Here is a 21,934-nt window from a genome sequence, read left to right on the forward strand (position 1 = left end):
CGGCTTCCTCGACCGCACCGGCGACGAGATCCACACCTCGATGGAGGCGGGTCCGATGATCCGCAAGAACGAGATGAAATCGACGCCGTGGATCGCGGCTTACGAGAATGCGAATGTCGATGTGGGCCTCGCCTGCGGCTTGCCGGGGCGGGCGCAGATCGGCAAGGGGATGTGGGCCGCTCCGGACCTGATGGCCGACATGCTGGCGCAAAAAATCGCCCATCCGCTGGCCGGCGCCAGCACCGCCTGGGTGCCCTCGCCGACGGCGGCGACGCTGCATGCGGTGCATTATCACAAGGTCGACGTCGCCGCCCGGCAGGCGGAGCTGCGCAAGCGCGCCCCGGCGCGCCTTGCCGACCTGCTCTCCCTTCCGGTCAGCCGGACCAATTTCGCGCCGGAAGACGTCGAGGAGGAGCTCGACAATAATTGCCAGGGCATTTTGGGCTATGTGGTGCGCTGGGTCGATCAGGGGATCGGCTGTTCGAAAGTGCCCGACATTCATGACGTCGGCCTGATGGAGGATCGGGCGACCTTGCGGATTTCGAGCCAGCACATCGCCAATTGGCTGCATCACGGGGTGGTCGGCGCGGCGCAGGTGCTGGAGCGGCTGAAGCATATGGCGGCGGTGGTCGATCGGCAGAACGCCGGCGATCCGGCCTACCGGCCGATGGCGCCGAACTTCGACGGGCCGGCCTTCCTCGCCGCCCAGGATCTGATCTTCAAAGGCCGCGACCAGAAAAACGGCTACACCGAAGAAATCCTCCACCAAAAACGCCGCCAGGCCAAGGCGGCGTATCTACAAGGGGGGTCGAACCGCTTTGAAGGTCTGAAGGGGGTCGCAACGCGGCTCGAGAAGGGCGAGTCTTTCGGCGGCGCCGATTGAGGCGCCCTTTTGAGCAGGGCGACCTATTTGACACGCATCGCCGAGCCGAATAGTGCATTTTCATGCGAAATGGATAGAGTTCGCGTCAAGAAATCGACGATGAACAGGCCGCAAAAACGGCGATCTCTTCGCGTGGGGTTTGGGAGGTCGGTCTTGCGCAAGGCGGTCTCGATGCTCGGGCGGGTCGCATCCCCTCCACGCCGCCGCCGCTCTCTTTGGCGCGCGCGGCCATGACCGATCTGGCCTCCGCCACGAGACGCCGCCTTTTGCTCGGGGGATTTTGCCTGTGCTGCTTGCCGGGCGCGATCAGACGGGGCGAGGCCAGCCCTGGCCCTTTCGCGAGCGAGGAAATCGCCGAAGGCATCCATATTCGTCGCGGCGTCGATGAAGATGCATCGCTGGCGAACCGAGACGCCATCGCCAATATCGGCTTCATCATTGGCCGCGATGGCGTGCTCGTCGCCGATCCCGGCGGCAGTTTGACGGACGGCGAAAACCTGCGCGCGACGATAAGACAAAAGACGAATCTGCCGATCAGATTTGTCGTCATGAGCCATGTCCATCCAGACCATATTTTCGGCGCCGGCGCATTCCGGCAAGACAATCCTGTTTTTGTCGGCCACGCCCGCCTTGCTCAGGCGCTGCTTCAGCGCGGCGAATATTACCGCAGCGTCCTTGCGACTATGCTGGGATCGGAGCGGGCCGGACCAGTCGTTGCGCCGACGATGCTGGTGAGCGACAAAACCGAAATTGATCTTGGCGATCGCCTCATCGAGGCTAGGGCGCATGGCCCGGCCCATACGACATGCGACTTGAGCCTTTTTGACAAGAAGACCGGGACGTTGTTTCCGGCGGATCTGCTCTTCGTCCGCCGGGCGCCCTCGCTCGATGGCGGCTTGCGGGGTTGGCTCAAAGAACTCGCTGCGTTGAAGCAGCGTGGCGCGGCGCGCGCGGTTCCCGGTCATGGTCCAGTTTCAATCGACTGGCCGGCGGGGTCGACGGACATCGAACGTTACTTGACCACGTTGGAGCGTGAGACCCGGCAGGCGGTCGCTGATAGCGTCGGCATCGAGGCCGCAGTTCGGACGGTCGCCAGCTCCGAACGCGACAAGTGGCTGCTTTTTGATGAGTACAACGGCCGCAATGTCACCGAGGCTTATAGGGAGCTGGAGTGGCAGTGATGCGAGGCGCAAATCGTTGGAGATGGACATGAAGGGACTGCAATTGGGATGGGCTCTTGCATGCATGCTCCTCTTCGCAGCCGCGGCGGCGGCGCAGGACGACGAGACTGCGCGGGCGGAGCGTTGGAAGGATTTGCGGCAAACTCTTTTCGGCGACAGGCCGGTGCGCGACGGCGCCGGCAAGATCGCGCTGGAAGCGCCGGAGCGCGCGCTCGACGCGGCATTGGTCCCGGTTGCAATCACCGTCCAGAACCCGAAAAATGTGAAGGCGCTCTATCTCGTGATCGATGACAATCCGGCGCCGGTCGCGGCTCATGTCACCTATGGACCGGCGGGAGATCCGGAAAGCCTGAAGCTTCGGGTTCGAGTGAACCAATATACCAACATGCGCGCGATCGAAGAGACTTTGCAGGGCGAGCTTTACGAGAGCGTTCGCCTCGTCAAGGCGGCTGGAGGCTGCTCCGCGCCAGCCGGCGATTACGATGAGGCAAATCTGGCGGACATGGGGCAAATGAAGCTGCGCCCCGTTGGCGGTCCAGCCCCCACGGAGGGATTTGAAGCGCAGCTCCTGATTCGCCACCCGAACTTCAATGGCATGCAAATGGATCCGATCACGCGCGGCTATACGCCCGCAAGGTTCCTGAAAAGCATTGATGTCGCCTATAACGGCGAAAAAGCGTTTCACCTCGAAAGCGACATTTCCCTGGCGACGGATCCCGCCATTGCATTTCGCGTCAAGGGACCGAGGAAGGGCAAGCTGGCGGTCGACGCCGCGGACAGCGCGAATGGCGTTTTCAAGCATATATTTGATCTTGCCGAACAGGGAAGCTGAGATGGCCGCCGCGCGCCGTCTTTCGATGGGTCTTGCCGGCGTGTTGCAATGCCTGCCGCTCTGCGTTTTCGCTGCGTTGGCATTGGCGCAGGCGCCTGAACCGCAAGGCTTTTGGACCGGCGCCATGCAAGGCGAGACGCCGCCAACGCTCTCCGGCGGCGAAGTGATTCATACCGAAGCGCTGGCGGAAATCACGGCTCGCGGCGGGATCATCTTGGTCGATGTCGACAGCTCCCCGCGACGTCCCGCCAATCTCGCCGCCACCGCGATCTGGAAGCCCTTGGCGCATCGAAACATCAAGGGGAGCGTCTGGATTCCAGGCGCCGGAGCTGGCGACCTCGACGACGCTATGAACGGCTTCTTTCGCGACCGGCTGATGGCGCTGACCGGCGGCGATTTGGAGCGCCCGATAGCCTTTTATTGCCATCCGAGATGCTGGGGCAGCTGGAACGCGGCCAAGCGCGCGATCGGCTTCGGCTATCGAAATGTCTATTGGTATCCCGACGGGGTCGAAGGCTGGCAGGAGGCCGGTCATCCACTTGTCGCGGCGCAGCCCGAAGGCCCCGATCAGGCGGAGCGCTGAGACGCCAGGACGAAAGGCGTGATCGCGCGCGCCGCTGTGGAGCCCTGATCGAATCCCGCACGGCGTTGCGGATCGAACACAGTCAGGCTGAAGCCGGCATGGTAGCGTTATTACCGTTCGGCTCCCCATCGGTCCCGAACGTTGCAAGCGCTTCAAACTCATCCCAAGCGATAGTGATAAAGGACGGCCGATGTTTGACGAGGTCGGTGGGGGCTCTGCGCCTGGCGGACGCGGCTCATCCGGCCGTTGCGCGCCCCGCGATCCAGCGCGATTCGGCTCCGCCCGGCTTGAGATTGACGGCAATCCCCGCGGCCATTGGGTAGCTCGTCTCGCGCTGATTGCTGGCGTGTTGTTGCCGGCGGCGGGTTGTGCGGTCGGCCCGGATTTCGCGCGGCCATCGGCTCCGATCGCCGAGCAATGGCTCGAATCCGGCAGCAAATCGATTCAGGCCGATCGCCAGGAATATCGAGATTGGTGGAAGGTCTTCCGCGACCCGATCCTCAATCGGCTGATCGAGATCGCCTACGATCAAAACCTCACCCTGTTGAGCGCCGGAACCCGTGTGCTGGAAGCCCGCGCGCAATTGGGAATCGCCATCGGCGAGTTCTATCCGCAAACACAACAGGGAACGGGCGCGACGACATATAATCGGCCGAGCCATGCCGACGCCGCCGCGAGCCCGCAAGCATCGCTAACGAATTTCTGGCAGTCGACGTTGGCGGCGCGCGCCACTTGGGAACTGGATTTCTGGGGCAAATTCCGTCGCGGCGTCGAATCGGCGGACGCCGCCTATCTTGCCTCCATCGCGACCTATGACGAGGTCCTCGTCGCGCTTCTTGGCGACGTCGCGAAGACCTATATCGGCATTCGCACGATCGAAAAGCAGATCGCCATCGCCCGCGCCAATGTCCACAGGCAGAGGCAGGCCTTGGCGATCGCGCGCGACAGGTTCAAGGGCGGCGCCGCCACCAAGCTCGATGTTTACCAGGCGGAAAATGTCCTTGGCGCGACCGAGGCGACGATCCCGCAATTGACGATCCAATTGCAGCAGGGACAGAACGCCCTGCGCGTTCTCCTCGGGATGAGCCCGCAGCCCTTGGGCTTTCTTCTCGCAGGATCGACTGGAAAAATACCGGTTGCGCCAGGCAAAGTCTTCGTCGGCATTCCGACGGACCTGCTGCGCCGTCGACCGGACGTGCGCGCCGCCGAATTGCGGGCCGCGGCGCAGAGCGCCCAAATCGGCGTCGCCGCGGCGGAGCTTTATCCGGCGATCAGCCTGACCGGCCGGCTCGGCGGTTCTGCGAGCACGCTCAATGGCAATACGCTTGGCCAGCTCTTCACTCCGGCCGCACTTGCCTACTCCTTTGGCCCAACGTTCCAGTGGAACATCCTCAATTATGGCCAGATCACCAACAATGTGCGTTTGCAGGACGCAACGCTGCAGCAATATCTGGTCGATTATCAGAACGCCGTGTTGAAAGCGCAGCAGGATGTGGAGAATGGCATTTCGGCCTATCTGCAGTCGCGGGTCCAGGCTGGATATCTGCGCTACAGCGTCAGTGCGGCGAAGGGCGCGGTAAGCATCTCGCTCCTCCAATATCAGCAGGGGACGCGCGATTTCACCGCGGTGCTGCTTGCCGAGCAAAATCTCTATCAGGCGGAAAACAATCTGGCCCTCGCCGAGGGCAACATTCCCCTCGGGTTGACTTCCGTCTACCGGGCGCTGGGCGGCGGCTGGCAGATCCGCGAGGGCAATGATTTCGTGCCGCCGGCGGTCAACGCCGAAATGCGGGCGCGGACCGACTGGGGCGAGGTCTTGCCGCCTGCGGGAGCGCCGCAACCGCCGGCGCCGGGCTTGCCGGGCCCCGAGGATGAAGGGCCAACGGTCCGGGCGCCGGAATGGTGAGTTTTCCAGCAAAAGGGCGTTCCGCCATGGGGTCGAGATCGATTGAAACAGCGCGCCTGCGGCGTTTTGCGAAAAAGGCCGCGCGCCGGACGCCAAACCGCGCCCTGGTCTTGGCGGTTGTAATGTCGACGGTCGGCGGTTGCTGGGCGGGTGAAAGCCAGGCGGCGTCCTGGTGGGATGCGTTGTTCGCCAGGCAACCTGCAGCCGAAACCAAGCAGCCTCAGACCGAGGAAGCGCAGCCTCATCCAGACCCGCCGCCGCAGGCGACATCCGCCGCCCCGCCGCCGACGATCCCAGTGGTGCGACCCAAGGTCCAGACGGTGACCGATTATGTCGAGGTCACCGGCAACGCCGCTTCCACGAACACGGTCAAGCTCATAGCCCGCATTGAGGGCTATCTGGAGAAGCTGCATTTCGCCGATGGCGCACTCGTCAAGAAGGGCGATCTTCTCTTCACGATCCAGCAAGATCAGTACAAGGCTCAATTGCAACAGGCGCAGGCGCAGCTTATGGCGCAGCAGGCGGCGCTTTTTTACGCCAAGACCGAGGTCGCCCGCTACACCGCGCTGCTCCGGAAGGACGCCGCGACTCAGACCGAGGTTGACCACTGGAATTACGAGCAGAAGAAGGCGGAGGCTGGGATTATCGGGGCGCAGGCGCAGATCGAGATCGCCAAGTTGAATCTGGATTATACGGAAGTCAGAGCCCCGTTTGACGGCCTGATGGGCAAGCATCTGGTTGATCCTTGGAATGTCGTCGGCGGTCCCGGCCAACCGACCGCGCTGGCCGAAATCCTCCAGCTCAGTCCGATCTACGTGGTCGCCACATTGAGCGAGCAGCAAGTGTTGCAGATCCGCGCCAACATCAATCAGCGCCGGCTCGCGCTTCCAGATCTCGTCAGGATCCCGATCGACGTCGGGCTTGAGAACGGGACCAGCTTTCCCTACCACGGAACGATTGAATATGTGGCGCCGGGAATCGATCCTTCGACCGGAACGCTGCTGGTGCGCGGAATCCTGCCGAACGCGGATCGCGCGCTGCTGCCGGGTTTCTTCGTCCGTATGCGCCTGCCGAAGGGCCGCGTGGCGGACAATGCGCTGCTGGTTCCGAACCGCGCCTTGGGGGAAGACCAGGGCGGCCGTTATTTGCTGGTCCTGAACAAGGACGATGTCGTCGAGCAGCGCTATGTGCAGATCGGGGAGCTCGTTGGCGCGTTGAGAGTGATTGAGTCCGGCCTCGCGCCTGACGAGCGCGTCGTCATCGGCGAGTTGTGGCGCGCCTCGCCGGGCGTCAAGGTGAAGCCTAAACTATTGACGACCGACGCGGCGCCCGATGGCGCAGCTGCGGGGAGCGACCGGCCATGATTTCGAAATTCTTCATTGAGCATCCGGTGCTGGCGAATGTGCTGGCGATCGTCCTGGTGCTGATCGGCGCGGTCGCCCTCTATGCGCTGCCGGTTTCCGAATATCCGAACGTGGTGCCGCCAACGGTGCAGGTCACCACGAGCTATCCCGGCGCCAGCCCGCAGACGGTCATAGACACGGTCGCCCTTCCGATCGAGCTGCAGGTCAATGGCGTCGACCACATGCTCTATATGGAGTCGACCAGCGCGGCCGATGGCACCTACACCTTGACGGTGACCTTCGACATCGGCACCGATCCGGACATGGATCAGGTTCTGGTCCAGAACCGCGTCGCGATCGCGCTCGCCTCGTTGCCCCAGGCGGTGCAGGCGCAGGGCGTCACCATTCAAAAGAAAAACACTGCTATCCTCCAGATCGTGACTCTCGAGTCGCCAACGGGCCGCTACGACGGCCTTTACATGAGCAATTACGCGACTATCAATTTGGTCAATGAGCTGGCGCGTCTGCCAGGCGTTGGCAGCGTCAACGTGATCGGCGCCGGCAATTACGCGATGCGGATCTGGATGGATCCGCAGAAGCTCTATTCGTTCGGCCTGGAGCCGAAGGATGTGATCACCGTCATTCGGCAGCAAAGTCAGGAGGTGGCGGCCGGACAGATCGGCATGCCGCCGGCGCCAAAGGGCCAGGAATTCCAATATACGGTGGATATCCAGTCTCGAATGACCGACCCTGCGCAATTCGGCGAGATCATCATCAAGGATCAGACCGCGCAGGGAGGACGCCTCGTTCGGCTGAAGGACATCGGGCGAATCGAACTTGGCGCGCAGACCTATACGCGGGATTTCAAACTGAACGGGAAGGCGGGCGCGGGCATCGCCATCTATCAAACGCCCGAGGCCAATTCGCTGACGGTCGCGAAGGAGGTCGAGGCGAAGATGACGCAACTCGCCCGCCGCTTTCCGCAAGGCCTATCCTACTCGATCCCTTTCGACACCACGGTCTTCGTCAAGGCGTCTATTTCGGACGTCTATGCGACCTTGTACGAAGCCGGCGTGCTGGTCCTGATCGTGATCCTGGTCTTCCTGCAGAATTTTCGCGCCATGCTGGTGCCGGCGACGACGGTTCCGGTCACCATCATCGGGGCTTTCGCCGGGATGGCGGCGCTTGGCTTCACCATCAACCTCTCCACCTTGTTCGGGATCGTGCTGGCGATCGGCATCGTGGTCGACGATGCGATCGTCATCGTCGAAGGCGTGTCGAAATATATCGAAAAAGGCATGTCCGGCCATGACGCCGCAATCAAGGCGATGAACGAATTGTTCGGGCCGATCATCGGCATTACATTGGTGCTCATGTCGGTGTTTCTGCCGGCGGCTTTCGTGCCTGGCCTGACCGGAAAGATGTTCGCGCAGTTCGCGCTTGTGATCGCGGCGACGGCCCTGATCAGCGCGATCAACGCGGCGACCCTCAAGCCGACCCAATGCGCGCTTTGGCTGCGCGAGCCGGTCCCGCTCGATCAGCGCAATTTTTTCTATCGGGCCTTCAACACTGTCTATGATCGACTTGAAAATGCCTATGCGGCGCTGGTCGGCCGCATGGTGCGGCGAAGCGGTTGGATGGTTCTGATCGCTTTCGTTCTCGCGGGGCTCGGCCTATGGGGCATGGCCCGCCTGCCGACAGCCTTCATCCCCAATGAGGACCAGGGCTACGCCATGATCGCGGTCCAATTGCCGGATGGCGCCTCGCTGGAGAGAACCACGGCGGCGTTGGATCTTGTGACCAAAGTGGCCCGCGAGACTCCGGGGGTCGAAAATGCGATTGCGATCGCCGGTCAATCGGTGCTCGACAATAGCGCCACGCTGGCCAATGGCGGCGTGGAATATGTGATCTTCAAGGACTGGAGCCTGCGGGAGAAGGCCGAGGGCGAGGACCTCAGATCGATCCTGGAGCGCCTTCAGGGCGCCCTCGGCTCGTTGCCGGACGGCAAGGCCGTGGTGTTGGTTCCGCCGCCGATCCAGGGCATCGGCAACGCGGGCGGCTTTGATATGCAGGCCGAATTGCTTGGCGGAAGCTTCAACTATCGGAAGTTGAACGAACTCACCCAGCAAATGGTCAAGACGGCCGACGCCGAGCCGCACTTGCAACATGTCCTCACAACGTTCCGTCCCTCAGCGCCTCATGTTGCGGTCACGGTCGATCGCGACAGGGCGGAAACGCTGAAAGTCTCGGTCGGCGACGTGTTCTCGACCCTGACGGCCTATCTGGGCTCGACTTACGTCAATCAGTTCAACAAGTTCGGTCAGTCGTACCAGGTCTATGTGCAGGCCGACTCCCAGTTCCGCCTGCACCCCGAGGACCTGCTCGACCTTTATGTGCGCAATAAGAATCAGGAGATGGTTCCGGTCAGCGCGATTGCGCAAATAGGGCCGGTGGTGGCGCCTCCGCTGATCACGCTCTACAACCTGTTTCCATCCTCGACGATTGTTGGCGGCCCGGCGCCGGGATTCAGTTCAGGAGAGTCGATGGCGACCATGGAGCGAATTGCGCAAGAGACGCTGCCAAGCGACGTCGCTTATGAATGGAGCGGAATGTCTTATCAGCAGAAGGTGGTGGGAAATCAGCTTCTCTACGTATTCGCCCTGTCGATCTTGCTGGTCTATCTATGCCTCGCCGGACAATATGAAAGCTGGATCCTGCCGCTTGCCGTGCTTTCGGCGGTGCCGCTGGCGCTGTTGGGGCCGGCGATTGCGCTGACCAGCCTTGGCGTCGCCAACAATCTCTACACGCAGATCGGCTTGATGCTGCTGATCGCTCTGTCGGCCAAGAACGGCATTCTGATCGTCGAGGTGGCGCGTGAGCGCCGAATCGTCGATGGCTTGCCGATCCTCGAGGCGGCGGTGGAGGCGGCGCGCACGCGGTTCCGGCCGATTTTAATGACCTCCTTCGCCTTTATTCTTGGCGTTGTGCCGCTGGTCGTCGCCACCGGAGCCGGAGCCAATGCGCGCCGCTCGCTCGGCATCAGCGTGTTCAGCGGGATGATCGCGTCGACATGCCTGGCGGTGCTTTTCGTGCCCTCATTTTTTGCGTTGCTGCAGAAGCTGCAGGAGGGCAAAGGAGCCAAGAACAATTCGGCCAAGAAAGATCCAGCGGAGGCGAACGCCAGCCCCTGAGTCGAGCATCTCTCCTGCGATCTGGACGGATCGCGGCGGTCATTGAAAGTAGATCAGCTTCGCGTCGGAGAGGGCCTTCATGCAAGCGTCTCGATTGCCTTCGGCATCGAGCGCTTTGGCCCGCGCCAGCACCGCCTCGAACCCAGTCTGGGCCCGCGCTTCAGCTTCTTTCACGGATTGAGGCGTCGGTTGATGTTCGAGTTGCGCGCCGATGGATTGAGGCGCTCCCGGCCCGGCGCCGGGCGTCGATTTCGAGGCGCGAACGGCCGCTTCGAACTGCGCGATCTCCTGCGTGCAAGGACCTGCCTGCGCCGAAGCAAGGGTGAGCCCAAGAGTGGCTCCGAGGATCAAGGCGGCAAGGCCTCTGCAGTTCATGGTTGTGCTCCACGGGTGGGATTGCGCGAATGGGGTCCATTCCAGCTCATCGTGCCACATTGGCGCGCGGCGCGCTATTGCCGGTAGGGCCCGCAAGAACTCTTTCCCGCGCCGGCCGTGCGCTTTTAGGAGCGTTCGGCGATTGCCGGTCCGTTGGGGCTGAGCCAGCGTGGCTTCAAAGGGGTCGATCAACTTTTCCAACTACAGGCCTTAAAGTAAAAAATGTGCTTTAAGACATTTCTTCATCGGTAGTCTCATCAATTTGAAGTGGGATCGCATGTCCAAGTCGGGGATTGAAGCTGTCCGCGAAATGCTGCGTTCGAAGCCAAGGCCCAGGGGCTTCGCGGAGCGGCGCAAGCGCATGGACGAAATCGGCGCGCATCCGATCGCGCCCGATGTCGCGCTGGAGGAGGGGAGCCTCGCCGGCGTTCCAATAGAGTGGTCGCTGGCGCCTGGCGGCGATCCATCGCGCGTCGTGATTTACTTCCACGGTGGGGGCTATTGTTCGGGTTCGATCGCCAGCCATCGCGGCTTGGTCGTGGAGGCGGGGCGCGCGGCGGGCGCCCGCACGCTGGCGGTGGGATATCGGCTGGCCCCGGAATGTCCGTTCCCGGCCGCGCTCGATGACGCGCGCGCCGCCTACGCATTTCTCATCGGGCAAGGCTTCGCCCCCCAGCATATAGCATTGGGCGGCGATAGCGCCGGAGGCGGCCTTTGCCTGGCCCTGCTGACCAGCTTGCGCGATGCGGGCCATCCTTTGCCCGCCTGCGCATGGCTGATTTCGCCTTGGGTCGATCTCGAAATGACCGGCGCCAGCCTGGCCGCCAAGGCGGCAGTCGATCCCTTAATCTCGAAGCGCTATCTGGAGGAACTGGCCACGGCCTATCTTGGCGGCGGCGATCCGGCCAATCCGCTGGTCTCGCCGCTTCACGCCGACCTTACTGGCCTCCCGCCCATGCTGGTGCAGGTGGGCTCGGCCGAGACATTGCTCGATGACGCGGTGCGGATCGCCGGGCGCGCGGGCGCCGCCGATGTCTCCGTGACGCTCGAGATCTGGCCGCATATGATCCATGCGTGGCCTCTTTGGGCCGCCGAACTCGAGGAGGGGCGGGCGGCGCTCCAATCGGCCGGCGCCTTTATCCGCGGCAGATTTTTGAACCTTTAGCGCCGGGAATGCCGGGCCAAGATCCTTGCGCCTGCTTGCGCTAAGGACTGGACGCCATCGCTGCTCCGGGACTGGGCGGCGATCTTGCTGGCGCATTTCTTGCGCTTGCTGGATTCGATTGAAATCATGGCACCGACGAGAAGTCGAATTCCAATTCCTTTGAGGCCGAATGATGCGCAAATGGGATGTGTTTTTTACCGCGACCAAAATCTCCAAAGGTCTGGAGCTCGATCTCTTTGAAGCCCTGGAAACCAATGAAGAGCCGCCGCCGCAATTGACCAAATATGACGTGCTGAACTTTGAAGTCGTATCGCGCCGAACGCATTTTCAAGGCAATGTTCTCGAGGTTCGCGACAATGGCGAAGCCATCATCGAGGCCCAAGGCGTCCGGTGGCGCATCTCGCCGGCGACGGATGCCGACGCCGTCCATCCGGTTGCGCGACATGGGCGCGTTTGCATTTGGATGGTCCGGGAAGAAATCCAATGATGGGTCCGCCGCGCGACGCGGTCGCCAATCCTGCGCCGCTTAGCGCCCGGTTTCGGGATCTTCCAGCAAGCTTGCATAGGCATGCCAAGCTAATCTTGGTCAAAAGCCCACGGGCCTGCGTCACTTTCTCCTGCAATCAGGGCGGCGTTTTCCAGAAATGATGCTTGGGTTAGTCGCATGATCGGCGTTATCTATCGCGCAAAAGAGCGGGAGCAGGTCCGGAACGGGAAATGAACAAGGGAGGCGCGGTCGGCCATTCGACGAATCTCGTGGGTTTGCCCACTGAATTCCTCGCGAGTTGCGATTTCAATGAGCAGCCAATGCCGGTGCATATCGCGGCGGCGCGCGAGATGAACGCAAATCTGTTTGAAATGCTGAGCCAGGCCTCCGATGTGCTGGAGGCGGAGGAGGCTTTCATCTGCTATATGACGGCGATCTTCGGCCTCGATCCGGAACAGCGCGAGGAGGGCGGTCGAAGCGCTGCGGGACGGCGGCGTTACCGCTCGTCTTTTCTGCGCCTGATCAAAGGCTGGGGATATGACAGCAATGGCCCGGAAGGGGCGGTGCTCAAAGGCTGGGTCGAGAGCCGCTTCGGCATATTCCCGACCTATCACAAGGGCCCGATCAAGCGCATTTCAAGCGGCTTCTGGACGACTTACGTCGAAGAGAAAATGTCGAGCCGTTTCCATAACAATGCAATCTACGCCCAACTCGACCTCGTTTACGAATTCTGCCAATGGGCGTTGGCGACGCTGGTTGCGCCAGGCCAAACCCATGTCACGCTCTATCGCGGCATCAATTCCTTCGACGAGCACCAGATCCTGGAGCGGTTCGACAAGAAGACGGTCGTGATGCGGCTCAATAATCTCGCTTCATTTTCCGCCGATCGCGAAGTGGCCTGCTGTTTCGGCGATATTATCCTCACCGCCCGCGTGCCGCTGCAAAAGCTGGTGTTTTTCAACACGCTGCTGTCGATGCATGCGCTGAACGGCGAGGCCGAATATCTGGTCATTGGCGGAAATTATCGCGTCGATGCAAGCCATCTCTGAGCGCGCGGGAGGCCAAGATCGTTGAATCTCCGCAAGGCCTTGCTCTGAAGGATCCCGCTCTTCAAGACCGGGCGCTCGCCGCCTTTCTAGGCTTTGCGGTCGGCGACGCGCTGGGCGCCACGGTCGAGTTTCTCACCCGCGAGGAAATCCTCGCCAAACATGGCCGACATCAAAAAATCATCGGCGGCGGCTGGCTCCGCCTCGCGCCGGGACAGGTCACGGACGATACGGAGCTATCCCTCGCCCTTGGCCGCTCGCTGGCGCGGCGCGGCGGCCTCGATTGCAAGGACATATGCGAAGAATTCGCAGGATGGCTGAAAGCGGGGCCGGTCGATGTTGGCAATACGTGCCGCCGGGGCATTCGCCGTTACATCACGCAAGGCACATTGGCGGGACCCGCCCGAGAGGCCGACGCCGGCAATGGCGCCGCCATGCGCGTCCTGCCGGTGGCCTTGGCGACTCTCGGCCATGCGGAAAATGCGAAGGCCTGGACCTTGGCTCAGTGCCATATCACCCATCATCATCCACTGTCTGACGATGTTGCGCTCACTCTGGTTCATATGACGCAGGCGCTTCTGCGCGGGCGAGGCAAGGAAGCCGCACGGGAGCGGTCCGCCGCGCTCGCGAGCGCTCACCCCGAGGCGGAGTTCGATGTCTACAGGGGCAAATGTTCGGCCTATGTCGTCGAGACGATGCAGACGGTGCTGCATTTTTATTTTCGGACCCAGTCCTTCGGCGAATGCCTGATTGAAACGGTCAACCAGGGCGGCGACGCCGACACGACGGGCGCATTGGTTGGGATGCTGGCTGGCGCGACCTATGGGCTCTCGGCCATTCCGAAGGACTGGCTGGCGCGGCTCGACCGTAAGGTCGCCGCCGAAATCCGTCTGCAGGTTCCGCAATTGCTTGCGCTCTCGGCGCGCAATGAGGGTAGAGCGGCGTGAGGCGCCGGGCGCCGGGCTAAATCATCTTGAAATGCTTCGACAGCTTCAGTCCCTGACCCTGGTAATTCGAAACATCGCTCTCGCCATAAAGGACCTGCGGCGGCTCGGCCATTTTCTCGTAGACGAGCCGGCCGATCACCTGGCCATCCTCCAGGATGAAAGGCACCTCGTGGCTGCGGACTTCGAGAACCGCGCGCGCGCCTGGGCGCTTATCCAGCGCCGCGCCAAAACCTGGATCGAAAAAGCCGGCGTAATGGACCCGGAACTCGCCCATCGCGGGGTCGATCGGAACCATTTCGGCGGCGAGATCGGGAGGAATGTGCAATCTTTCATGCGAGGCGAGAATATAGAATTCGCCTGGATCGAGGATTAGCTTGTTGTCCTCGCGGGCCCGGACGAGATCCCAATAATCGTCGATGCGATATTCGCCGACCCGGTCGATATCGATGATGTCGGCGTGTTTTTGCGCCCGGTAGCCAATCACCTCGCCGACCGATTGCGCGCTCAAGGCCACGCGCAGCACCAGCCCGTTGCGGAGGTTCAAATCGCCATCGACGAGCGGCATTTTTTGATGATGGTCGCGGAGGTCCTTGTCCTCGATGCCGAAATCGGTCCGCTCGAGCTGCTGCGAATTCAGCCGCCGGAACCGGATCTGGTTGAGTTTCGCGCCCTTGCGAACCCGGACGCTGAAGCTGCGCGGCGAGACCTCGGCATAGAGCGGCCCTTCATAGGCGCGGGCGACGCGGTCGAACACTTCGGCGTTATCGGTGATGAGGCGGGTGAAAATATCGAGCCGCCCGGTTGAGCTTTTCGGGTTCGCCACGGCGGAAATGCTGTCTGGTAATTTCAAGTGCTCGAGCAGAGGAATCACATAGACGCAGCCGCGCTCCAAGACTGCGCCTTTGTGGCCGTCGAGGCTGATAGCGTCGGTCTCGAGGGCGGGAAGCTGATCCGACACCTTGCGCTCCTTGCCCGGCAGGAAGCTCGCCCGAACCCGATAGGCGCGGGCGCCCAAGCGAAGGTCGAGGCTCGCCGGCTGGAACTGAGCTTCCTCGATTTCGGGGCTGGCGATCATCCCCCGGCGGACCATCAGCTCGATCTTTTGGCGCGACAGCAGGCCGAACTGGGTCCCGAAGTCGTCCTGGTCCAATTTGGGGAAAAGCGAGTGCATGGAAAGCCGCATCGAATACTAAGGCAAAAAATTGCGGGAGTCGGAGTGGAGCAGCGGCAATAAGCTTAGGGTGCAATGCCGCGTTTGTCGCTTGAGATATAAGAAATAGGCGGGTAAGCAACCAAGGAATCCCCCCGCGCCGAGGAGAGCAGATGAAAATTCCGGGGCAAAAGCCTGATCCCAGGACCTTGCGTCCGGCGACGCAGCTCGTCCATGGCGGCACGCAACGCTCGCAGTTCGGCGAAACCTCGGAGGCGATCTTCCTCACCCAGGGCTTCGTTTACGAATCGATGGAGCGGGCCGAGGCGCGCTTTAAGGGCGACGAACCGGGCTATGTCTATTCGCGCTATTCCAATCCGACCGTCGTGATGTTCGAGGAGCGCATGGCTCTGTTCGAGGGGGCCGAGGCGGCGCGGGCGACGGCGAGCGGCATGGCGGCGGTCACGGCCTCGTTAATGTCGCTGGTCAAGGCCGGCGATCATGTCGTCGCCGCGCGCGCCTTGTTCGGGGCGTGCCTCTATGTGGTGGAGGACTTGCTGCCGCGTTTCGGCGTCTCCTCGACCTTGGTCGATGGCGCGGATCTGTCCCAATGGCGCGCGGCGATGCGGCCGGAGACCAAGGTTCTGTTTCTCGAAAGCCCGACCAACCCTTGTCTCGAGGTCTATGATATTGCGGCGATCGCGGCGATCGCGCATGACAATGGCTCGCTTCTCGTGGTCGACAATGTTTTCGCCACGCCAATTCTCCAGAAGCCGTTGGCGCTCGGAGCCGACTGCGTCGTCTATTCCGCGACGAAGCACATTGACGGGCATGGCCGCTGTCTCGGCGGCGTGATCCTCGCCAGCCAGGAGCTCATTGACACGCATATTCATGCCTTTTTGCGCCAGACCGGGCCGGTGCTCTCGCCCTTCAACGCCTGGGTTCTTTTGAAATCGCTCGAAACCTTGCCCTTGCGGGTCAGGCAGCAGATGCAAAGCGCGGAGCGCATCGCGGATTTTCTGAGCGGCTGCCAACATATTCGCCTGGTCCGCTATCCTGGCCGTTCGGACCATCCCCAGGCCGACCTGGTCAAACGGCAAATGCGCGGCGGCGGAACGCTCGTCAGCTTCGAGTTCGCCGGCGGCAAGGCGGCGGCCTTCGCTTTCGCGAACCAATTGTCGATCATCAAAATTTCCAACAATCTGGGCGACGCCAAAAGCCTGATCACGCATCCGGCGACGACGACGCATCAGAGGCTGACGCCCGAGGCGAGGGCCGCGCTTGGGGTGAACGACGGGCTTCTGCGCCTTTCGGTCGGACTGGAGGACGCCGACGATCTCATCGACGATTTGGGGGCCGCGCTCGCGGCTCTCGACCAGCATGGGCTCGCGGCGGAATAGTTCTTGCTTTGCTCTATGAAGGCCGCGCTAGCCCGTCAGGCTATTTTCCTCCTGAGCGAGGCTGTGCTAAAAATAATGCGCATGCCGGGCTTTTCCGGCTCTTTTCATGTTAGATCAAGACCATGTACAGCGCCGTCACGCATGATATCCAAATTACCGTTCTGCCGGAATTCGTCCCGGAGCGCTCTGACGCCGACGAGGCGACCTTTTTCTGGGCCTATACGGTGGAAATCGCCAATCAGAGCAATATGACCGTGCAACTCACGGCGCGGCATTGGAAAATCACCGACGCCAATGGCAAGCTTGAGGAAGTGCAGGGGGCGGGCGTCGTTGGCGAACAGCCGATTTTGAAGCCTGGGGAGACCTTTCGCTACACGTCCGGCTCGAATTTGACGACGCCCTCCGGCATCATGACGGGATCCTATCGCATGGTGAACGAAAACGGCGATGTCTTTGAGGCCGAAATCCCGGTCTTTTCGCTGGATTCGCCTTACGTCCGGCGCGTGCTCAACTGACCATTGGACGCATTTCGGGCGACTGTATTTTCGCCTGCGGATGAGGGAGCCGGTTGCCGATGTCGTCCGCCAATGGTCCAGAGCCCGGTCTCGTCGCGACGCTCGACCTGCTTGAACGGCTGATTTCCTTTGATACCGAGAGCTCTAAATCCAATCTGGATCTGGTCGCCGCCGTCGAGGCCTATCTAAGCGGTTTAGGCGTCGACTATGTAAAAATTCCCAATAGCGCCGGCGACAAGGCGGCGCTTTTCGCCACCATTGGTCCAAAGGTCGATGGCGGCGTGGTCCTATCCGGGCATACCGATGTCGTCCCGGTGGAGGGACAGGCCTGGACTAGCGATCCATTCACATTGCGGCGCACGGAGCATCGCGTATACGGCCGCGGCGCCTGCGACATGAAGGGATTTGACGCGATCTGCCTCGCGATGATCCCCGAATTCCAGAAAGCCCGCCTGTCGCGCCCGATCCACATTCTCTTAAGCTATGATGAGGAAACCACCTGTCTTGGTCCGCTCGATGCGATCGCGCGCTTTGGCGTCGAGCTGCCTCGCCCCGGCGCGGTGCTCGTCGGCGAGCCTACCTTGATGCAGGTGGCGGACGCGCATAAGAGCGTCGCGACCTATCGCACCACTGTGCATGGCCATGAGGCGCATTCCTCCAAACCCAATCTTGGGGCGAATGCGATCGAGGCGGCCTGCGATCTCGTGACCGAGCTTTATCGTTTCGCCGCTGCGCTGGTAGAACAGGGCGATCCCTCCGGGCGGTTCGATCCGCCCTTTTCCACGATCCAGGTTGGCACGATCCACGGCGGGACAGCGCGCAATATCCTCGCCAAGCAATGCGTCTTCCACTGGGAGTTTCGCGCTTTGCCCGGCGTCCCGCAAGACCTCGCCTTGAGACATTTCGAGGAGTACGCGGCGCGGGTCGTTGCGCCAAAGCTCACCCGCTACGCCAAGGACGCCTTTATCGAGACCCTGACGGAAGTCGAAGTGCCCGGGTTGCGGCCGGAACCTGGCTCTCCAGCTGAGACCTTGGCCTTAAAGCTCGCGCACTCCAATCGCACGATCACGGTGCCTTTCGCCTCGGAGGCGGGCCAGTTCCAACTGGCCGAAGTGCCGACCGTGGTTTGCGGCCCAGGCTCGATCGATCAGGCGCATCAGCCCGACGAATATATCGAGATCGCGCAAATCGAGGCGGGGATCGCCTTCATGCGCAGGCTTGCGGCGGAGCTGAGCTGAGACCTGCCTGACCGCTGCGCACGGGCTCACGGCTCCAGGACGGAATCCCAGTAGAGATAATCCATCCAGCTTTCGTGCAGGTAATTTGGAGGAAACAGCCGGCCGTTCTGGTGCAGATCGTTGACGGTGGGCTGGTAGGGCTTGTGCGCCGGCCACATGCGGGCTTCGCTTGGAAGCTGGTCGCTCTTGCGCAGATTGCAGGTGGAGCAGGCGGCGACGACATTTTCCCAGGTCGTCATTCCCCCTTTCGAGCGGGGGATCACATGATCGAAGGTCAGATCCTGACGGGAATTGCAATATTGGCAGCTGAAACGATCGCGGAGGAAGACGTTGAATCTTGTGAAGGCAGGATGGCGGGACGGTTTGACGTAGTTCTTGAGCGAAACCACCGAGGGCAGGGCCATCTCGAAGCTCGGACTTCGCACCGTCTTATCGTAATTGGACACGATATTGACGCGGTCGAGAAACACCGCCTTGATCGCATCCTGCCATGACCAAAGGGACAAAGGATAGTAGCTCAAGGGCCTGAAGTCGGCATTGAGCACCAGCGCCGGACATGCCTCCGGCGAGACAGTGGGTTGGAAGTGAACCGTCAAATCCGGCACCTCGCCTGCAACGCCTTCGCATTAGCGGCTGCGCGCTCATCCGTCAATTCGATTCATCTCCGACCGGAGGACGAATCGAATTGACGTCACAGTCTACAGGCTTGATGACAGCGATGTGAAGGCCAGATTGACGCAGGCGGCCGATTGCCGATCACCGTGTCGGAATCGGCGTTCCGCTGCGATAATCGTAAAATCCGCGCTGCGTTTTGCGCCCGAGCCAGCCCGCTTCGACATATTTCACAAGCAGGGGGCAGGGGCGATATTTCGAATCAGCCAGTCCTTCGTGGAGGACTTGCATGACCGAAAGCACGGTGTCGAGGCCGATGAAGTCGGCGAGTTGCAGCGGTCCCATCGGATGATTCGCGCCAAGCCGCATCGCGGTGTCGATCGCCTCCACCGACCCGACGCCTTCATAGAGCGTATAGATCGCCTCGTTGATCATTGGCAGGAGAATGCGATTGACGATGAAGGCGGGGAAATCCTCCGAGACGGTGAAGGTCTTGCCGAGCCGGCAGATCAGCGCCTTGGCCGCCTCAAAAGTCGTGTTTTCTGTGGCGATGCCGCGGATCACTTCGACGAGCTGCATGCGCGGCACGGGATTCATGAAATGAATGCCGATGAACCGCTCCGGCCGATCGGTCACCGAGGCGAGCCGGGTGATCGAAATCGACGACGTATTCGACGCCAGCATGGTTTCGGGCTTCAACGAAGCGCAGAGCTTGGAGAAAATCTTGCGCTTCAGCTCCTCGTTTTCGGAGGCCGCTTCGATAACGAGATCGCAGTTGGCGAAGGCATCGAAGTCGACCGCCGCTTTGATGCGGCCCAAGGCAGCGTCGCGCTCCGACGGGACGACCTGCTGGCGTTCGACCTGGCGCCCGATGTTCGACGCGATGGCCGCGAGGCCGGCATTGATTCGCTCCTCGGAAATATCATTGAGGGCGACCTCGATGCCGGCAAGCGCACAGACCTGAGCGATTCCAGTGCCCATTTGTCCGGCGCCGATCACCCCAATTTTATTGATGTCCATTTTACTCGTCCATAACGGAAATCATGCGCGACAGGTCCCGGAGCCCCGAAGCGCGACGTGGCTTTCGATCGGCGTTCGATAGATGCCCAACGGGGCGTGAGCGCTTGAAACGTCCGGCCCGACTTCTAGACCAATCAACACAAGATTTCCACTCGCGTCGAGAACATCTCCGGTCCTGCCTTAGCTCCAACGCCGCTCATTGCGCTCCACGTCGCATAAATTGAGCATGCTTCGGGCGGTTGTCTAGAGCGCTTGCCGATCGGACGGGATCATCTGATCGAAAAGGAATTGCTTAGATTCAAAGGGTTGGAGCATGTTCTTATCGAAAAAATCGATCAACTTTTTCGGAACATGCTCTAGCGTTCGATCTTGGCCAATTCTTCGTTCAACGCCGGCAAGACCGCAAACAGATCGCCGACAAGACCATAATCGGCGATCTGAAAAATCGGCGCTTCCTCGTCCTTGTTGATGGCGACGATGACCTTCGAATCCTTCATCCCGGCGAGATGCTGGATCGCGCCGGAAATGCCGACGGCGATATAGAGATCGGGGGCCACAATCTTGCCGGTCTGGCCCACCTGCCAATCATTGGGCGCATAGCCAGCGTCCACCGCCGCGCGCGAGGCCCCCATAGCAGCGCCGAGCCTATCGGCGACAGGCTCGATCAAGGCGGTGAAATTTTCGGCGTTTTGCATCCCTCGGCCGCCCGAAATGATGATCTTGGCCGATGCGAGCTCGGGCCGGTCGGTTTTGGCGAGAGCTTCTTCCTTGAAGCTCGAGACATCCGGCCCCGCGACGGAAGCAATTTTCTCGACGGTCGCGGCGCCGCCTTCGCCGGTGGCCTGAAACGCCGCGGTGCGGACGGTTATCACTCTCTTTCGGTCGGTCGATTGCACGGTTTGGATCGCATTGCCGGCATAGATCGGACGCTCGAAAATGTCCGCGGCGATGACTTTGATGATCTCGGAAATCTGCATCACGTCGAGCGCGGCGGCAACTCTCGGCATCACGTTTTTCGCGGTCGAGGTCGATGCCGAAAGGATCGCGGAATAGCCTTCCGCCAGATGCGTGATGAGAGCCGCGAGCGGCTCGGCAAGCTGATGCGCATAGAGCGGGTCATCGGCCGCCAGCACTTTTTCGACCCCTGCGAGCTTGGCGGCGGCGTCGACCGCGGCTTGGATGCCCTGGCCGGCGGCGAGGATATGAACCGGCTCCCCGAGCGCCTTGGCTGCGGAGAGGGTCTTGGCTGTCGCCTCGTTCAGCTGGCCATTTTGAATCTCGGCGAGAACCAAGACCGTCATCAGATCACTCCCGCTTCGTCTTTGAGCTTGGCGACAAGTTCGGCGGCCGATCCGACCCTGACGCCGGCCTTGCGCGAGGCGGGCTCCACGGTCTTGAGAATTTTGAGGCGCGGCGCGACATCGACCCCGAAATCGGCTGGCGACTTCTCCTCGATGGTTTTCTTTTTCGCCTTCATGATGTTTGGAAGCGAGGCGTAACGGGGCTCGTTGAGGCGCAGATCCGTCGTCACGATCGCAGGCAGTTTGAGAGTGAGAGTCTGCAGCCCGCCATCGACCTCTCGCGTCACGTCGACGGTTCCATCGCCGATGACGACCTTCGAGGCGAAGGCGCCTTGGCCCCAGCCCAGAAGCGCGGCCAGCATTTGTCCTGCCTGGTTGCAATCATCGTCGATCGCCTGCTTGCCGAGAATGATCAGCCCCGGCTGTTCGGCTATGGCGATCGCGTGCAAAATTTTGGCGACGGCCAAGGGTTCGACAGCTTGCTCCACCTTGACGAGAATGCCGCGATCGGCGCTCATCGAGAGCGCGCTCCGGATGGTTTCAGCCGCCTGCGCCGGCCCGATCGAAACTACGATGACCTCCGCAGCCTTGCCCGCCTCCTTGATGCGAAGGGCCTCTTCGACCGCGATTTCGTCGAATGGATTCATCGACATTTTGACATTGGCGAGGTCGACGCCGGAGCCGTCCGGCTTCACCCGGATCTTAACATTGTAATCGACCACCCGTTTCACGGGCACGAGAATTTTCATGGAAAAGCTC

The 21,934-nt window shown here is 61.4% G+C and carries 20 protein-coding genes; 13 read left to right on the forward strand and 7 right to left on the reverse strand.

Translation table 11 applies throughout. The features are described from left to right. The 7 genes from DL86_RS12395 to DL86_RS12425 all read left to right on the forward strand — a co-directional run. On the forward strand, positions 1–883 hold an 883-nt coding region (locus tag DL86_RS12395), incomplete at its 5' end, for a malate synthase (RefSeq protein ID WP_036261919.1). Positions 884–1,113: 230 nt separating this feature from the next. Further along, complete coding sequence (locus DL86_RS12400; RefSeq protein ID WP_036262039.1) at positions 1,114–2,064, forward strand: quinoprotein relay system zinc metallohydrolase 2; 951 nt, start codon at positions 1,114–1,116, stop codon at positions 2,062–2,064. Positions 2,065–2,128: 64 nt separating this feature from the next. Beyond that, positions 2,129–2,896, forward strand: a complete 768-nt coding sequence (locus tag DL86_RS12405; RefSeq protein ID WP_051953324.1) for a quinoprotein dehydrogenase-associated SoxYZ-like carrier — start codon at positions 2,129–2,131, stop codon at positions 2,894–2,896. A 1-nt stretch (position 2,897) separates the two neighbouring features. Continuing rightward, positions 2,898–3,479 carry a rhodanese-like domain-containing protein gene (locus DL86_RS12410; protein WP_051953327.1) on the forward strand — a complete coding sequence of 194 codons (582 nt, stop codon included), beginning with the start codon at positions 2,898–2,900 and terminating at the stop codon, positions 3,477–3,479. Between the two features lie 190 nt (positions 3,480–3,669). After that, positions 3,670–5,385, forward strand: coding sequence for an efflux transporter outer membrane subunit (locus tag DL86_RS12415; protein WP_084572893.1), 1,716 nt, complete (start codon positions 3,670–3,672; stop codon positions 5,383–5,385). Between the two features lie 26 nt (positions 5,386–5,411). Beyond that, entirely contained in the window at positions 5,412–6,749 is a 1,338-nt protein-coding gene (locus tag DL86_RS12420) for an efflux RND transporter periplasmic adaptor subunit (RefSeq protein WP_245276360.1), read from the forward strand. Beyond that, a complete protein-coding gene (locus DL86_RS12425; RefSeq protein ID WP_036261923.1) occupies positions 6,746–9,919 on the forward strand; it encodes an efflux RND transporter permease subunit in 3,174 nt (1,057 codons plus the stop codon). The genes DL86_RS12420 and DL86_RS12425 overlap by 4 nt, the downstream gene beginning before the upstream one ends. A gap of 39 nt (positions 9,920–9,958) precedes the next feature. Here the strand turns inward: DL86_RS12425 and DL86_RS19880 are convergent, their stop codons facing one another. Continuing rightward, entirely contained in the window at positions 9,959–10,294 is a 336-nt protein-coding gene (locus DL86_RS19880) for a hypothetical protein (protein ID WP_036262043.1), read from the reverse strand. Between the two features lie 277 nt (positions 10,295–10,571). Between DL86_RS19880 and DL86_RS12435 the strand changes: the two genes are divergently transcribed. Then, complete coding sequence (locus tag DL86_RS12435) at positions 10,572–11,459, forward strand: alpha/beta hydrolase (RefSeq protein ID WP_036261925.1); 888 nt, start codon at positions 10,572–10,574, stop codon at positions 11,457–11,459. A gap of 124 nt (positions 11,460–11,583) precedes the next feature. Here the strand turns inward: DL86_RS12435 and DL86_RS19885 are convergent, their stop codons facing one another. Further along, positions 11,584–11,943, reverse strand: a complete 360-nt coding sequence (locus DL86_RS19885; protein ID WP_156964627.1) for a hypothetical protein — start codon at positions 11,941–11,943, stop codon at positions 11,584–11,586. A 233-nt stretch (positions 11,944–12,176) separates the two neighbouring features. On the opposite strand from DL86_RS19885, the gene DL86_RS12445 reads away from it, so the two are divergent. Further along, entirely contained in the window at positions 12,177–12,995 is an 819-nt protein-coding gene (locus DL86_RS12445) for an NAD(+)--dinitrogen-reductase ADP-D-ribosyltransferase (protein WP_036261927.1), read from the forward strand. Between the two features lie 44 nt (positions 12,996–13,039). After that, entirely contained in the window at positions 13,040–13,939 is a 900-nt protein-coding gene (gene draG / locus DL86_RS12450) for an ADP-ribosyl-[dinitrogen reductase] hydrolase (RefSeq protein ID WP_036261929.1), read from the forward strand. Positions 13,940–13,955: 16 nt separating this feature from the next. Here the strand turns inward: draG and DL86_RS12455 are convergent, their stop codons facing one another. Beyond that, a complete protein-coding gene (locus DL86_RS12455) occupies positions 13,956–15,110 on the reverse strand; it encodes a 2'-deoxycytidine 5'-triphosphate deaminase (protein WP_036262045.1) in 1,155 nt (384 codons plus the stop codon). A gap of 152 nt (positions 15,111–15,262) precedes the next feature. Between DL86_RS12455 and DL86_RS12460 the strand changes: the two genes are divergently transcribed. The 3 genes from DL86_RS12460 (at position 15,263) to argE (ending at position 18,242) form a co-directional block, all read left to right on the forward strand. Next, positions 15,263–16,489, forward strand: a complete 1,227-nt coding sequence (locus DL86_RS12460; RefSeq protein WP_036261931.1) for an O-succinylhomoserine sulfhydrylase — start codon at positions 15,263–15,265, stop codon at positions 16,487–16,489. A gap of 122 nt (positions 16,490–16,611) precedes the next feature. Further along, the gene (gene apaG, locus DL86_RS12465; protein WP_036261932.1) at positions 16,612–17,004 is read left to right on the forward strand and encodes a Co2+/Mg2+ efflux protein ApaG; all 393 of its coding nucleotides are present in this window, start codon (positions 16,612–16,614) and stop codon (positions 17,002–17,004) included. A 59-nt stretch (positions 17,005–17,063) separates the two neighbouring features. After that, entirely contained in the window at positions 17,064–18,242 is a 1,179-nt protein-coding gene (gene argE, locus DL86_RS12470; protein WP_036261933.1) for an acetylornithine deacetylase, read from the forward strand. 26 nt (positions 18,243–18,268) lie between these two features. Here argE and DL86_RS12475 read toward each other — a convergent pair whose 3' ends face one another. The 4 genes from DL86_RS12475 to DL86_RS12490 form a co-directional block, all read right to left on the reverse strand. Further along, the gene (locus tag DL86_RS12475; protein ID WP_084572899.1) at positions 18,269–18,838 is read right to left on the reverse strand and encodes an HNH endonuclease; all 570 of its coding nucleotides are present in this window, start codon (positions 18,836–18,838) and stop codon (positions 18,269–18,271) included. Between the two features lie 160 nt (positions 18,839–18,998). Continuing rightward, the gene (locus DL86_RS12480; RefSeq protein WP_036261935.1) at positions 18,999–19,874 is read right to left on the reverse strand and encodes a 3-hydroxybutyryl-CoA dehydrogenase; all 876 of its coding nucleotides are present in this window, start codon (positions 19,872–19,874) and stop codon (positions 18,999–19,001) included. Positions 19,875–20,230: 356 nt separating this feature from the next. Next, the gene (locus DL86_RS12485; RefSeq protein ID WP_036261936.1) at positions 20,231–21,175 is read right to left on the reverse strand and encodes an electron transfer flavoprotein subunit alpha/FixB family protein; all 945 of its coding nucleotides are present in this window, start codon (positions 21,173–21,175) and stop codon (positions 20,231–20,233) included. Further along, a complete protein-coding gene (locus DL86_RS12490) occupies positions 21,175–21,924 on the reverse strand; it encodes an electron transfer flavoprotein subunit beta/FixA family protein (RefSeq protein WP_036262046.1) in 750 nt (249 codons plus the stop codon). Before DL86_RS12490 ends, DL86_RS12485 begins: the two co-directional genes overlap by 1 nt. Positions 21,925–21,934 lie beyond the last annotated feature (10 nt).

The sequence above is a fragment of the Methylocapsa aurea genome (assembly GCF_000746085.1).
Taxonomy (GTDB): Bacteria; Pseudomonadota; Alphaproteobacteria; order Rhizobiales; family Beijerinckiaceae; genus Methylocapsa; species Methylocapsa aurea.